Annotated in this window: 13 protein-coding genes; 10 read left to right on the plus strand and 3 right to left on the minus strand. The window is 73.3% G+C overall.

The window, feature by feature from the left end; translation table 11 throughout:
• Window positions 1–3: 3 nt before the first annotated feature.
• Genes QSK37_RS08425 through QSK37_RS08440 form a run of 4 tightly spaced genes read left to right on the plus strand, consistent with a single transcriptional unit; the run spans window position 4 to window position 4,305 of the window.
• Complete coding sequence (locus QSK37_RS08425) at window positions 4–1,143, plus strand: protein kinase family protein (protein ID WP_285618726.1); 1,140 nt, start codon at window positions 4–6, stop codon at window positions 1,141–1,143.
• Window positions 1,140–1,982, plus strand: a complete 843-nt coding sequence (locus QSK37_RS08430) for a sulfotransferase domain-containing protein (RefSeq protein WP_285618728.1) — start codon at window positions 1,140–1,142, stop codon at window positions 1,980–1,982. The genes QSK37_RS08425 and QSK37_RS08430 overlap by 4 nt, the downstream gene beginning before the upstream one ends.
• On the plus strand, window positions 1,970–3,391 hold the full coding sequence (locus QSK37_RS08435) for a Wzz/FepE/Etk N-terminal domain-containing protein (protein ID WP_285618730.1): 1,422 nt from the start codon (window positions 1,970–1,972) through the stop codon (window positions 3,389–3,391). Before QSK37_RS08430 ends, QSK37_RS08435 begins: the two co-directional genes overlap by 13 nt.
• Window positions 3,388–4,305 carry a glycosyltransferase family 2 protein gene (locus QSK37_RS08440; RefSeq protein WP_285618731.1) on the plus strand — a complete coding sequence of 306 codons (918 nt, stop codon included), beginning with the start codon at window positions 3,388–3,390 and terminating at the stop codon, window positions 4,303–4,305. The genes QSK37_RS08435 and QSK37_RS08440 overlap by 4 nt, the downstream gene beginning before the upstream one ends.
• A gap of 4 nt (window positions 4,306–4,309) precedes the next feature.
• On the opposite strand, the gene QSK37_RS08445 is transcribed toward QSK37_RS08440, so the two are convergent.
• Together QSK37_RS08445 and pssD are read right to left on the minus strand one after the other, a co-directional pair.
• A complete protein-coding gene (locus QSK37_RS08445) occupies window positions 4,310–4,813 on the minus strand; it encodes a glycosyltransferase (protein ID WP_285571200.1) in 504 nt (167 codons plus the stop codon).
• A complete protein-coding gene (gene pssD, locus QSK37_RS08450) occupies window positions 4,810–5,274 on the minus strand; it encodes a PssD/Cps14F family polysaccharide biosynthesis glycosyltransferase (RefSeq protein WP_285618733.1) in 465 nt (154 codons plus the stop codon). Before pssD ends, QSK37_RS08445 begins: the two co-directional genes overlap by 4 nt.
• A gap of 151 nt (window positions 5,275–5,425) precedes the next feature.
• Here pssD and QSK37_RS08455 point away from each other — a divergent pair, with 151 nt between their 5' ends.
• The 6 genes from QSK37_RS08455 (at window position 5,426) to QSK37_RS08480 (ending at window position 13,211) form a co-directional block, all read left to right on the plus strand.
• Entirely contained in the window at window positions 5,426–7,123 is a 1,698-nt protein-coding gene (locus tag QSK37_RS08455; RefSeq protein ID WP_285618734.1) for a tyrosine-protein kinase domain-containing protein, read from the plus strand.
• Window positions 7,120–8,628: an oligosaccharide flippase family protein gene (locus QSK37_RS08460; RefSeq protein WP_285618735.1), complete on the plus strand. Its 1,509-nt coding sequence runs from the start codon at window positions 7,120–7,122 to the stop codon at window positions 8,626–8,628. The genes QSK37_RS08455 and QSK37_RS08460 overlap by 4 nt, the downstream gene beginning before the upstream one ends.
• Window positions 8,621–9,928 (plus strand): ParB N-terminal domain-containing protein, encoded by a 1,308-nt coding sequence (locus QSK37_RS08465; RefSeq protein ID WP_285618737.1) that lies wholly within the window; start codon window positions 8,621–8,623, stop codon window positions 9,926–9,928. Before QSK37_RS08460 ends, QSK37_RS08465 begins: the two co-directional genes overlap by 8 nt.
• Window positions 9,925–11,043 (plus strand): glycoside hydrolase family 26 protein, encoded by a 1,119-nt coding sequence (locus tag QSK37_RS08470; RefSeq protein ID WP_285618739.1) that lies wholly within the window; start codon window positions 9,925–9,927, stop codon window positions 11,041–11,043. The genes QSK37_RS08465 and QSK37_RS08470 overlap by 4 nt, the downstream gene beginning before the upstream one ends.
• 68 nt (window positions 11,044–11,111) lie before the next feature.
• Window positions 11,112–11,810, plus strand: coding sequence for a hypothetical protein (locus QSK37_RS08475; protein ID WP_285571214.1), 699 nt, complete (start codon window positions 11,112–11,114; stop codon window positions 11,808–11,810).
• 198 nt (window positions 11,811–12,008) lie between these two features.
• Window positions 12,009–13,211, plus strand: a complete 1,203-nt coding sequence (locus QSK37_RS08480) for an epoxide hydrolase family protein (RefSeq protein WP_285618741.1) — start codon at window positions 12,009–12,011, stop codon at window positions 13,209–13,211.
• Window positions 13,212–13,238: 27 nt separating this feature from the next.
• On the opposite strand, the gene QSK37_RS08485 is transcribed toward QSK37_RS08480, so the two are convergent.
• Window positions 13,239–14,216: an ArsR/SmtB family transcription factor gene (locus QSK37_RS08485; RefSeq protein ID WP_285618743.1), complete on the minus strand. Its 978-nt coding sequence runs from the start codon at window positions 14,214–14,216 to the stop codon at window positions 13,239–13,241.
• Between the last annotated feature and the right edge of the window lie 16 nt (window positions 14,217–14,232).

Raw genomic sequence — 14,232 nt, forward strand, 5'->3', positions numbered from 1 at the left:
CGCATGAGTTCGGGCGCGGCGTGGGCCGACGCGGTGGCGCGGCTTTGGCCGGACGCCGAGGTCGGCACCGGCTCCGGCACGGGCGCGGTCCGCGAGTTCGCCTTCCTGCCGAACGCCGAGCGGCCGCGGCTGCTGCTGCCCGCCGGCGTCCCCGCGGCCGCCGCCGGCGCGCTGCGCCGCTACAGCCACGACCTGGGCGCGCGGCAGCGTGTCACCCGCGTGCTCACCACCGCCGCCGTACGCGCCGGGCTCGCCGACCGGGCGCTGCGCGACCGGCTGCTCGTCACCGGCGCCGGCGAGTCCGTCGAGGACCGCCTCGGCGCGCTCCTCGGCCGGCCGGTCGTGGTCAGCGTCGGCCTGGGCTCCGAGCGGGCCAACCGCAAGCCGATCCTGCACGCCCTCACCCCGCGCGGTGAGCCGTTGGCGTTCGTGAAGGTCGGCGACTCCCCCATGGCACGTGAGCTGATCGCCGGCGAGGCGGCGGCGCTCGGCCGGCTCGCCGAGCGCTCCTTCCACGGGCTGCGCGTGCCCCAGGTGCTCCACCACGGCGAGTGGCGCGGTCTCGACCTGCTCGTGCTCTCGCCCCTGCCGACGGGCCCGCTGTCGTTCCGCTCGCGCCGCGACGTCCCGGTCGCGGCGATGCGGGAGCTGATCGGCGAGACGCGGCGCGTCCCGCTGGCCGAGAGCGGCTTCTGGTCCCGCTTCGGCGACGTGACGCTCGAGGATCCCGACCAGGGCAAGCGGCTGGCGGACGCCGTGGGACGCATCGGCGAGACGTACGGCGGCGACGAGGTGGAGTTCGGCGCCTGGCACGGCGACTGGACGCCCTGGAACATGGCCTGGCACCGCGGCGCCGTCCAGCTGTGGGACTGGGAGCGGTACGACCCGGAGGTGCCGGCCGGCCTCGACCTGCTGCACTACCGCCTGCAGACCGGCGGGGGCTACGACACGTGGCCGGAACCGGCGATCCTCGCCCCGCTCGGGCAGGCGGGCCGGACCGCCGCGATCACCACCGAGCTGTACGTTCTGGAGCTGACCCGCCGCTACCTGGTCGCCGCGCAGGGCGACCTCGGCACGCCGCTGCGTGCCCAGGCCACGGCCCTGCTCGACCTGCTGTACGCCAACGCCGGGAGGACGGCATGATCTCGCGACGCGACGCCCCGCAGTGGATGAAGGAGAGCGGCCGCGCGGTCAGCCGTACGGCCGGGCGGCTCAGCGCCGGGCTGCGCGCGCTGCCGGACTTCCTGCTGGTCGGCACGCAGCGCGGCGGCACGACGTCGCTGTTCCGCGCCCTCGCGCCGCACCCGGGCGTCACCCCGCCCAACTTCCACAAGGGCGTGCACTACTTCGACGTGAACTACCAGCGCGGGATCGACTGGTACCGCGGGCACTTCCCGCTGCGCCGCGAATCCCGGCTCGCGTTCGAGTCGGCCGGCTACTACATGCACCACCCGCTGGCTCCCGAGCGCATCGCCGCCGACCTGCCCGGCGTGAAGCTGCTCGTCCTGCTCCGCGACCCGGTCGAGCGCGCCTACTCCGCGCACAAGCACGAGCTGGCCCGCGGTTTCGAGACCGAGACCTCGTTCGAGCGCGCCCTCGAACTGGAGCCGGCGCGCCTCGCCGGCGAGGCCGACCGGATCAGGAACGAGCCCGGCTACCTCAGCCACAGCCACCGGCACCACTCCTATCTCGACCGGGGCCACTACGCCGACCAGATCGAGGTGCTGTTCAAGCTGTTCGGCCGCGAGCGGGTGCACGTGGCGTTCGCCGAGGACTTCTTCGCCACGCCGGAGCCCTGCTACGACGCGATCGTGGACTTCCTGGGCCTGGAGCGGTGGCGGCCGGCCGACTTCGAACGCCACAACGCGCGCCCGAGCCTGCCGCTGTCCCCCGGCCTGCAGACACGTTTGGCCGAGCACTTCGCGCCGTACGACGAGCGTCTCGCGACCCTTCTCGGAGAGGTGCCGCCGTGGCGTCGCTGACGCCCCTGTCCGAGACACCGCTCGTCACCCCGGCCGACGAGCCGGTGCAGATCGACGCCGTACGCCTGGGCCGCTACTTCGGTTTCGTCCGCCGCCAGTGGCCGGTGCTGCTGCTGGCCGTCGTGCTCGGTGCGCTGTGCGGCATGGTGGGCTCGGCGACCGCCCAGCACACCTACACCTCGACGGTGAGCGTGCTGGTGCCGCCCGTGGCCATCGAGTCCGGCCTTCCGCCGCTGTCACAGGGTCCGTACGCCACGATCGACCAGAAGCCGGTCCTGGACACCATGGACACCAACGCGCAGCTGGTGCGGTCCGGCTCGGTGCTGGAGCAGCTGAAGCGCGTCCCGGGCTTCCACATCCCCGCCGACCGGATCGGCGAGCGGGTGACGGTGACCGCGTCGGCGTACTCCCGCGTCCTGGTCATCAGCGTGCGGGCGAACCGGCCCGGCAACGCCCGGCAGGGCGCCCGCGCGGTCGCGCGCGCCTTCATCAAGCTGCGCGACCGCGTCATCGGGCAGTACCAGACGCACGACCGCCAGACGATCAACCGGCGGATCGCCGTCCTGGAGGCCCAGCTGAAGGCGCTGCCCGGAGACGCCGCGGACACGACCCGGCTCACGGCCCGCACCCGCCGCCAGGCGGTCCAGCTCCAGATCATGAACGCGAAGAAACAGCTGCGGTACGGCGACCAGTTCGCCGAGACGGTGAGCGCCGCGACCAAGCCCACGACCTCCGACGACCCCGGCTCCGACGTCAACCGCACGTCCGGGGTGGGCGTGGGACTGCTCGCCGGGTTCGCCGTCGGCCTGGTGCGCGACCGCCGGCCGCGGCGGCTGCGCTACGCACGCGACGTACGGCGGCGGATCCCGGTGCCGATCCTCACTGACACGGGCCGGGAGGACCTGGCCGACTCCGGACGGCGGCTGCGCAACCTGGCGTTCGCCGAGGACGCGCGCACCGTCCTGGTCACCGGGATGCCGGGCGAGACCGCGGACCCGGTGGCGGTCAGCGTGGCCGCGGCGTTCGCGCACAGCGGCGCGCCCACCAGCCTCCTGCGCGTCATGGACGACCAGCCGTCGGTCTACCAGGACGGCGCGCGCGATCCGGCCGCCCGCGACGACGGCCTCGGGTCCTTCCGCGTGGTGACGCTGGCGATCAACGACGGCGACCGCGGCCTGGCCGCGGCGGTCGACCGCGCCCACCGCGACGCGGGGGTCGTCGTCATCTCCGGCCCGGGCGTCGACACCGCCGAGGCGGTCACGCTGGCCGCCGTCTCCGACATCACGCTGGTGACCGTCGCGCTCAAGCGGATCACCGACCGGCCGCTCACCGCGGCCCTCTCCCATCTCGACAAGGCCGGCGCCTCACCGCGCGGGATCGTGATCACTCATCCGAAGGACGCTCCTTGACACCCGAGTTCCCGCCCGTCTCCGTCATCATCGCCACGCACGACCGCCCGGAGCTGCTCGCCCGCGCCGTCGCGGCGGTACGCGACCAGGACTATCCGGGCACGGTGCAGTGCGTCATCGTCTTCGACCAGGCCGAACCGGACTCCGCGCTGGCCGATGACGACCCGCGGCGCCCGGTCACCGTCATCGCCAACGACCGCACCCCCGGTCTGGCGGGCGCCCGCAACGCCGGCGCCGCGACGGCCTCGGGCGACCTGCTGGCCTTCTGCGACGACGATGACGCGTGGCTGCCGGAGAAGCTGCGGCTCCAGGCCGAACGCCTGGCCGCGACCGGCGCCGACGTGGTGGTGTCGGGCATCCACGTCAGCTACGGCGACAAGGTGATCACGCGGGTGCCGCGCCTGGAGGACGTCACGCACGCCGAGCTGCTGCGCCGCCGCGTGATGGAGGCGCACCCGTCCACGGTCGTGGTCCGGCGTACGGCGTTCCTCGGCAAGATCGGCCCGGTGGACGAGGAGATCCCCGGCAGCTACGGCGAGGACTACGACTGGATGCTGCGGGCCGCGGCGGCCGGCCCGATCGCGGTCGTGGCCGAGCCGCTCGTCACCGTGCTGTGGGGGCGCACGTCGCACTTCAACCGCAAGTGGCGCACGATCAGCGACGCCCTCCAGTACCTGCTGCGCAAGCACCCGGGCTTCGCCGACGACCCGCGCGGCCTCGCCCGCGTCCAGGGCCAGATCGCGTTCGCGCACGCCGCGCTCGGCGAGCGCGGCGAGGCCCGATCGTGGGCGCTGCGCGCGCTGCGGGGCTCCTGGCGCGAGCGCCGGGCCTACCTGGCCCTGCTGGTCTCGCTGCGCGTGCTCAGCGCCGACCGCGTGCTGCGGCTCGCGCACGCCACCGGACGCGGCATCTGAGGGGTCAACGGCGGCGGGCGAGCAGGTCGGCGACGAGGCCGCCGAAGCGCGCGACCGACTCGGCGACGTCACCGCTGTCGGCGGCCACCGAGAAGTCGTCCGGCGCGGCGAGAGCGTGGTCCACGAGCCCGCGGAAGGCGTCCTCGTCGGCGGCCGTGCTGATGAGGCCCTTGGCCGCCATCCGCGCGCAGAAGCGCTGCTGGTGGTCGTCGACGTGCTCGCCCAGGGACGGGTCGCGGGGGACGACGACCGGGCGGCGGCCGTGCCGGCGGCTCTCGGTGATGGTGGTCGGCCCGCCGTGGCAGACGACCACGGCCGCCTCGTCCAGCAGGGAGGTGAGCGCGGCGTGGTCGAGGTAGGCGACGCCCTCGGCGCGCAGCGGAGGGGCCGAGGTGCCGTGCTGCACCACGCACGGCACTCCCTCGGGCAGCCATGCGTCGACCCAGCGGATGAGCCGGTCGAAGGGGTGGTGGTCGGTGCCGACGGAGACGAAGACCAGTGAACTCACAGCAGGCTCCCGATGACCTGCGCACGGGGGTAGAACCGGGTCTGTTCCTCCCATTGCACGCAGAACAGGTCGGTGATGGGACGGCAGAGCCTACCCGTGAGCGTCGGCGAGTCGAGCCGGTCGTACACCTCGATGTAGACCGTCGGCACGCGCATCGCCCTGGCCACCAGGAAGAACGGGAACGCGACGGCCGCCCCGGTGGAGACCACGACCTGCGGGCGCTCACGGCGCATGACGCGGACGGCGAGGGCGAAGTTGCGCACCAGGTTGCGGACGTTGCGGGTCGTCGGATGGAACGCCCACACGGCACGCTCGCCGTCGAGCTGGGAACGCGCGTCCTCGGTGCCGAACGTGACCCAAGTGCGCTCCCGCTCGTGCCACCATGGCCTCAGCGCCAGCAACTGAGCGAGGTGACCACCACTGGAGGCCACCAAGAGAGCGTGTTCCCGATCTCCCGACATGCGGATCAATGTAAACGGAACTCCAAGGACAGACGACCAATTTGGGAACGGAAGATAGTGTCATGCCGAGCGCATGACCCTGGCCGGGGTGTAGATCGAGGGAGACCAGCGCATGGCGGCTGATCAGGACGCACAAGGGCGATTGACGGGGGTGGCACGACGCCATCTCAAACTCATCGGCGCGCTCGCCGCGGTCGCCACCGTGCTCGGCCTGGCGGCGGGGCTGCTGCTTCCCTCGAGCGCCAAGGCGACGGCGACGGTGCTCATCAGCCCGCTCGACGGCAACCCCTACTCCCCCAACGGCCGGGGCGACGACCTGACCAACCTCGAGTCGGAGGCCGAGCTCGTCCGCGCCGACGCGGTCCAGCAGGTGGTGCGCCAGAAGCTGCGCAGCGCCGACCGGTCGCGGGTCAGCGTCACCGTGCCGCCCAACACCCAGGTCCTGCTCATCACCTACACCGGTTCGAGCGCCACCGCCGCCCGTGACGGCGCGCAGGCGTTCGCGAACGGCTACCTGACCTACCGCTCGCAGCGGGCCCAGAGCGTGCTGACCGACCGCTCCAACAAGCTGCGCGAGCAGGAGAAGAAGGTCCAGCAGGAGCTGACCAACACCACCAAGCGGCTGGCCACGGCGCCCGCCTCCCAGAAGAGCTTCCTGCGGCAGCGGATCACGGCGTACAACAACCAGATCGGCGTGATCGACGAGCAGAACAACGACATCGCCGCGACGCCCGTCAACGCGGGATCGGTCATCACCCCGGCGCAGCCGCCGAGCGGGTCGCTCACCGCGCGCGCCGCGACGTTCGGCGGCGTGGGCCTGCTGGTCGGCCTGTTCGCGGGCCTGCTCATCGCGCTCGCCCTCGAACGCTCCGACCGCCGGCTGCGCGACGTCCGCACCGTCGAGCGGCTCGGTGTCCCGGTGCTCAGCACGGTGTCCTCGGCCGGCGGCCTGGTCCTGGTGACCGCGCCGAAGAGCCGGGCCGGCGAGGCGTACCGCCGCCTGCGCGCCGCGGTCGTCGCGTCCGTGCAGGAGCGCCCGGTCACCCTGCTGGTGACCAACGCCACCCCGGCCGCGTCGGCGACGCTGGCCAGTTCGAACCTCGCCGTCGCGCTCGCCCACGCCGGCTCGGCGACGATCATGGTGGACGCCAGCTTCTCCGAGACGAGCCCCTCGGCGCTGTTCGGTCTCGGCCAGTCCAAGGGCCTGTCCGACGTGCTGATGCGCGGCACCGACCCGACGCAGCTCCTCGTGCACGCCGACTCGCAGCTGCGGCTGCTGCCGCGCGGGCCGGGCGCGGGCGCCGCCGCCGAACGGTTCAGCGGCCCGCGCATGCGCGAGACCGTGCGCCTCCTGCGCGACAAGGCCGAGTACATCCTGATCAACGCCCCGAGCGTGCACGACGCCAACGCCCAGGCGCTGTGCACGCTGGCCGACGCCGTGCTCATCGTCGTCACGCTCGGCCAGACGACGCGCGCCGACATCGAGCAGGCCTACCTCGAGGCCGAGCGCGCGGGCGCCATCGTGATCGGCACCGTGGTCGAGGACAGCCGCGGGCGCCGCGTCGCCTCGCGCGACGCCGGGCCCCGCGGCGGCTCCCATCGCGGCGACGCCGGCCCCGGCGGCCAGCCCGGCGGCCAGCCTGACTACGCCCCCGGCACGGGGATGGCGCGGCCCCCGCACCCGCCCCAGGGCGCGCCGACGCCTCCTGCCGCTCCCGGCCGCCCCAGCACGACCGCGACCTCACCGGACTGGTCGCGCTTCGCCGGCCAGGACGACGTCCAGCGCCAGCAGCCGGGCGACGCCTCCGACTCGACGGAGACCGCCGTCCACAAGGCGATCGAAGCGTGAGTTCCGAACCTCATCTGTCCCGGCTGGCCCGGGGCGGCGCGCTCAACCTGGCCGGTGCGGCCACGGCCGGGCTCATGGGCTTCGCACTGGTGTTCGCAGTCGCCCACGCGTACCCGCAGGGCGTCGCGGGCGCGTTCTTCGCGGCCACGTCGCTGTTCGTCATCCTGAACGCCGTCGCCGGCCTCGGCAGCGACGCGGGCCTGCTGCGCTGGCTGCCGCGTCACCTCGCGCTCGGCGACCACGGCGCGGCCCGCCGTACGGTCCCGGTGGCGCTCGTGCCCGTGGTCGCGGTGGCCTGCGTCGCCGCGCTCGTGCTGTTCGCGGCCGCTCCCGCGCTGTCGGACAGCCTCGGCGGCGGGCAGGTCGCGCCCATGCTGCGGGTGCTCGCGGTGTTCCTGCCGGTCGCCGCCGCGCACGACGCCGTGCTCGCCGCGACGCGAGGGCACTCCACCATGCGGCCCACGGTGGCGATCGAGAAGATCTTCCGGCAGGTGACGCAGGTCGCCGGGGTCCTCCTCGTCGCCGTCTTCACCGCGAACCCGGTCGCCCTCGCGTTCGCCTGGGCCCTGCCGTACCTCGTGGGCCTGGTCGTCGCCGTCGCGTGGTACCGGCGCATCGTGGCGCGCCTGGACGACGGGCCGGCCGACACGCGGGCCCTCGCCGGGGAGTTCTGGCGCTACACCGCGCCGCGCTCGGTCGCGCAGATCTGCCAGACCGCGCTGCAGCGCGCCGACATCGTGCTCATCGCCGCGCTGGCCTCGCCCCGCGACGCCGCGATCTACACCGCGGCCACCCGCTTCATGGTCATCGGCCAGCTCGGCACGCAGGCGGTCCAGCAGGCCATGCAGCCCGCGGTCAGCCGGCTCATCGCGCTGGAGGACCGCGAGGGCACCGCGCGGGTGTTCGCGGGCTGCACCACGTGGACGGTCGCGCTCACCTGGCCGGTGCACCTGTCCGTCGCGGTCGCCGCCCCCGTCTACCTGTCCGCGTTCGGGCACGGGTACGGCACCGGCCAGTACGCCACCGTCATCCTCGCCCTGGCGATGCTGCTGGCCACCGGCACCGGTCCGGTCGACGTGATGCTGCTGATGGGCGGCCGCAGCGGGCTGAGCCTGGCCAACAACACCGCCGCGCTCGTGGTCGACCTCGCGCTGAACGCCGTGCTCATCCCCTGGCTGGGCATCACCGGCGCCGCGCTCGCCTGGGCGGCCGCGCTGGCCACCCGCAACGTCCTTCCGCTCGCGCAGGTTCGGCGGATCTTCGGCATGACGCCGGCCGGCGCCGGTCTTGGCCTGGCGGCGGCGTCGGCGCTGGCCTGTTTCGGCCTGCTTCCGCTGGTGGCCCGGCTGGCGTTCGGCACGACCGCCACGCTGGCCGGTCTGGTGCTCGGCGCGGGCTGCTACGCCGGGCTAATGTGGGCTGGTCGCGCCCGCCTCGCACTTACCGCGTTCGCCGCCCTGTTGCCCGGACGCAGAGCCACCGGAGGAATGGTCAACAATGCTTGATGAGGTACGCCGCAATCTGAACCCGCAGAAGTTGCGGAGCGGTGGCCGGCGGGCGAAGCAGGCGCTGCGCAAGGCGGGAATGGCCTCCGCCGGTCCGGTGTACGGGCGGCTGGCCGACGCCGGCCGCTCGGTGCCGATCCCTCCGAAGGCCCGTGTCGTGGTGTCCACGCTCGTGCTCCGCCGTCCCGGCCACGTCACCGTGCCGATCGACCGGCTGCTGGTCGGCGCGCAGGCCGGCTGGACCGCGCGCGAGTTCGCCGAACGCACCGACGACCTGCTGTGGCCCTCGACCCGTCTCGTCGACGGGCCGCACGTCGACCTGCTGCGGCTCACCGACCCGACCGACGAGGAGATCCTGGCCTCCCCGTACGGCCGCCTGGCGCGCCGTTGCATCGACGCGGGCGGCCGCTACTTCGGCGCCACGGACGACGCCGGCATCGTCGCCGGCGCGCGGAGCTTCCTGTCCGGCGAGGAGGGCGAGCGCCGCCCTGAGCAGAGCGGGCGGCTCGACCCCGTCCTCGTCGCGCCGGTCCGCGGCAGCGACTACTACCAGGTGCTCGACGGCCACCACCGCCTCGCCCGCGCCGCGGCACGGGGCGAGACGACCGCGCGCGTCGTGACCAAGTGGCTGCCGGTCACCACGCCGCTGCAGGACCTGCTGCTGCGCATGAGCTGGCTCGACGGCACCAAGGAGCTGTACCAGCCGATCGACGCACCGGAGCTGGCCAAGAGCTGGACCACCGTGCGCCGCTGCACCGACCGGCTGGAGAAGATGGTCAAGCTGCTCGCCGAACGCGGCGTCACCGGCTCCTACATCGACGTCGCGAGCTGCTACGGCTGGTTCGTGGCGGAGATGGGCAAGGCGGGCTTCGACGCGCAGGGCGTCGAGCGCGACCCGCTGGCCGTGCCGCTGGGCAAGGCGGTGTACGGCCTGCGCGAGGGGCAGATCGGCACCGGCGACGCCGTCGAGCTGCTCGCCTACAGCGACCGCGTGTACGACGTGGTGTCCTGCTTCAGCCTGCTGCACCACTTCGTCCTGGGTCGCGGCTCGGTGGGCCCGGAGGCGCTCGTGAAGCTGCTCGACCGGGCCACCGGCAAGGTGCTGTTCCTCGACACCGGCCAGGAGAACGAGGCGTGGTTCCGCACCTCCCTCGAAGGCTGGAACGCCGAGTCGATCGCGGACTTCCTGCGGCGGCACACGACGTTCGACGAGATCATCGACCTCGGTCCGGACGATGACGCCCACCCGCCGTACGCCGACAACTACGGACGGCATCTCTTCGCCTGCGTCCGTACATGAGAGCGGTCGCCCTGATGCTGGCCGGCAGCATCGTCACGGGCACACCGGCGCCGGGCCACCGGGTCATGCTCGGCGCCGTCGGGCAGACCCGGCAGGAGGTCCAGCAGCGCGAGAGCGAGACCGGCCACCGGCTGGAGGGCGTCCGGGTCTTCCGCCGCTGGGACGAACCGCTCTTCGACGCACACCAGGAGTGGGCCAGGCGCACCGGTCACACCGTGTTCGTGTCGATCAAAGCGCGGCGCAAGAACGGCGCGAAGCTCTCCTGGCGCGACATCGCGGCGGCGCGGCCCGGCAGCCCGCTGTGGGCCGACATGCAGCGGCAGGCGAAGGAGATCAAGAGGTTCCGCGCGCTCGTCTACGTGGTGTTCAACCACGAGCCCGACGCCCGTACGTCGGCGCCGATGGGCGGGCCGGCCGACTTCGTCGCCGCGTGGCGCAACCTCGTCACCACCTACCGGGCGGCCGGTGTGCGCAACGCGCGCTACGTCTGGACGATGACCGGCTGGGCGTTCTCCCACAACGCCGGCCACGGGCTGACGGACGCCGACCTGTACTACCCCGGTGACGCGTACGTCGACGACATCGCCGGCGACAGCTACAACTGGAACACCTGCCACTCCGGCTCCGGCCGCTGGGAGAGCCCGGCCGAGCTGGTGGACCCCGAGCGCCGGTTCGGCCTGCGGCACCCGGCCAAGGGCCTGATGCTGCTGGAGTTCGGCTCGGTGGAGGACCCGGCGCGCCCCGGCCGCAAGGCCCAGTGGCTGCGCGACATGGGGCAGCTGCTGACCAGTCCGGCGTACCGGCAGTTCCGCGCCGCCCTGTACTGGGACGACCAGCACACCGGCCAGCGGGTGAACGCGGCGTGCGACTTCGACTACCGCACCTCGCCGGACTCCCTGAACGCCTGGCGGGCGCTGGCGGCGGTCCCGGCGCTGGCCGCCCGGTCGTCGTGCGAGCTCGGCGACTGCGCGGCGGCGAAGAAGAAGCGGCGGCACCCGTCCCGCCCGCTGATCATCGCCGGCGGGGCGCCGGTGGCCCTGATCGTGGCCGGTCTGGTCGCTCTCGGGATCCATCGGAGGCGACGCGCCGTAGCCCGGCGGCCGACCGGCGTATAACCCGGCGGGCCCGCGACGTAAGTCGGTAGGCTCGCCTATTCAAGAGAATGACGAGGAGCTGACCCCCCATGGACCTGCGCGCACGCCGCGCCCTGTTGCCGGCCCTCCTTGCGGCCGCGTTGCTGATGATGCTCGGCTGGCACGCCGTACCCGCGCGGGCGGACACCATCGACCCCGAGCTCGTCGCCGAGTCCGTCTCCGAGGACGGCTACTACGTCGACTCCAGCGCGTCCTACCTCAAGTCCGACGCCGACCTCGACAAGCTGCGCGCCGCCATCGAGGGCGCGGGCCGCGCGGGGGTCGTCGTGCTGCCGGCCGGCGCCTCCACGGCGGCGGTGGTCAGCCGGCTGAGGCAGGAGCCGAACCGCACCTACGTCATTCTCACCGGCACCCGCCTGCAGGCCTTCTCCAACAGCCTGCCGAGCGCCAAGGTCAACGGACTGCTCTCCCGGGCCAGGAAGGCGGGCAACCCCAAGTCCGAGGTGCTGACCTTCCTCGACCTGATGAGCGGCAAGCACCCGGCCGTCACCCCGCGGAAGAAGGCCGCCGAGCAGCCCAGCGCGGCCGCGTCGGCCGGCGGCGCGACCGACCAGCCCAGCACCACGCCGGTCGCCGCGTCCAAGAAGGATTCCGGCGGCAACGGCGTGCTGTACGGCATCGTCGGCGTCGTCGTCGTGCTCGTCCTGGCCATCGGCGGCTTCTTCCTCTGGCGCCGCAAGCAGGGTTCCTCCGGCGGTCCGGGTCCGGACGCACCTGCCGCGATCTGACCATTCCGGCCACTCCGGGCCGCGGGCCGATTATCGGCTCGCGGCCCGTCGCGTGTCATGGCATGATGCGACAGGTCAGCACTCGCTGAGGAGAGGAGGTGGCCCCGATGCTCGCCGTTCGTGACATCCGGGTGTTCCTCCTCGTCGCCTCCATCCGCTGACGACCGCCGGGGAGACGCCCTCCGATCTGGAGGACTCATGTCCGTCACTCATTTCCGCGTCGACGTCTCCGAGGACGTGCTCGCGGACCTGCGCGACCGCATCCGCCGCACGCGCTTCACCCCCGCCTCCAGCCCCGAGCCGTGGGCCGCGGGCACCGACCCGGCCTACCTGCGGTCGCTGCTGACCTACTGGGCCGACGGCTTCGACTGGCGTACGGCCGAGGACGAGCTCAACCGCCTGCCCCACCACCTGGCCGACATCGGCGGGCAGCGCATCCACTTCGTGCACGTACGCGCGGCGGGTGGGCGGCCCGCGCTGCCCCTGATCCTGACGCACGGCTGGCCGAGCAGCTTCGTGGAGATGCTGCCGCTCGTGCCGCTGCTGACCGATCCGGCACGCTTCGGCGGCGACCCCGCCGACGCGTTCGACGTAGTCATCCCGTCGCTGCCCGGATTCCTGTTCTCCGACCTGCCTCCGGGCCGGCCCATGACCGAGCGAAGCGAGGGAATCAAAGGCACTGCCGCTGTGGTCACCCCTTCCGACGTAGGAGGGCCCATGACACGGCAGAGCACGGCGGAGACGTGGCACGCGCTGATGACCGAGGAGCTCGGGTACGCCCGGTACGGTGCCTTCGGCGGCGACATCGGCGCGGGGGTGACGACCTGGCTCGGCGCCCTGTACCCCGAGAGCGTGGCCGGCATCCACCTCATCCATCCGGGCATGCCGGCGGAGCCGGGCGACCTCACCGACGCCGAACGCGCGTGGCTGGCGGCGGTCGAGGCCTTCGACGAGAAGGACGGGGGCTACAGCGAGATCATGCTCACCCGCCCGGACACCATCGCCGCCGCGCTGCAGGACTCCCCCGCCGGGCTGGCCGCCTGGATCGTGGACAAGTACCGCGCCTGGAGCGACTGTGGCGGTGACCTGGAGAGCCGGTTCGACCGCGACGACATGCTGACGGTCCTCACGCTCTACTGGGCGACCGGCACGATCGGTTCGTCGTTCCGCCAGTACTACGACTGGCCGCTGAGTCCGCCCCGCCCCGTCGTCCCGGTGCCCGCGGGGGTCACGCTGAGCGCCGAGCCGGTGCTGCGTGACATGCCACGCTCCCTCGCCGAACGCGGCTTCACCGACCTGCGGCAGTGGCGCGGCCCGACGGTGGGCGGCCACTTCCTGCCGATGGAGGAGCCCGCGCTCCTCGCCGGGGACCTGCGCACCCTCTTCCGCCCGCTGCGCTGATCGCCGCGGCCGCCCGGTGGCGACCCGCTACCGGGCGGCCAGCCGGTCGCCGAGTTCGCTGCGGCGGTACAGGACCTGCCGTCCGTCACGGGCCCGGGTGACCAGGCCCGTGGCGTACAGCACGCGCAGGTGCTGGGACACGGCGCTCGGGGTGACGCGGAGGCGGCGGGCGATCTCCACCGTGGGCAACGGTTCTTCGAGCACTCCGAGCAGCCGTGCTCTCGACGAGCCGATGAGCGAGGCGAGAGCGGTCGCGTCGGCGGGAGGAGGCGCGGCCCACAGCGTCGCCACCCCGCGGCTGGGGTAGGCCAGCATCGGCGGTTCCTCCGGGCTCACCGGCGGTGCCGGCTGATGAGAGAAGACGGACGGCACCAGCAGCAGCCCCCGCCCCGCCGCCGTGACCCGGTGCCGGCTGATCATCTTGTCGATGTGCAGCACTCCGTCGTGCCAGCGCAAATTCGGGTGCATGTCGGCGAACAGCAGCCGCGCGCCTCCGACGGCGAGCCGCCGCGCACGGTAGGTCATGTCCGCTTCCAGCACGAGCCGCATCCGCGGCCAGCCGGGCTCGATGGCGAGCTCCCAGTACCGCCGCAGGAGCGCGCAGATGGCGTCGCGGAGCGCGGCGACACTCGCGTCGTCGCCGTCAGCGGCCTCGCGCAGGGCCGCGGGCACCGGGTCCGGGGCGTGCGCGGCCAGCAGGTCCCGGCGGACCAGGTCCGGGTCGGTCCGGCGTACGACGGCCAGCTCGTCCTCGAACGCGGCCGCGAAGGTGACCGGCCGCGGGGTGAGGAAGTCGGGCAGGGTACGGCGCGGGCCGACCAGCGACATCAGCAGCTCCGTGTCGAGCACGCCGATCGCGGCGAGGACGAACCGGCGCCACGGCAGGTGCAGCGCGGACAGGCTCGGATCCCGGAGCACCCGGAGGCTGAGCACGGTCTCGTGCAGGGGCGAGAGGGCGAACCGGGTGTCGGCGAGGTCCTCGACACCCAGGACAAAGCTGATCATTAAGCCATACGCTACA

This window comes from Actinoallomurus iriomotensis (assembly GCF_030269445.1).
Lineage (GTDB): Bacteria > Actinomycetota > Actinomycetes > Streptosporangiales > Streptosporangiaceae > Actinoallomurus > Actinoallomurus iriomotensis.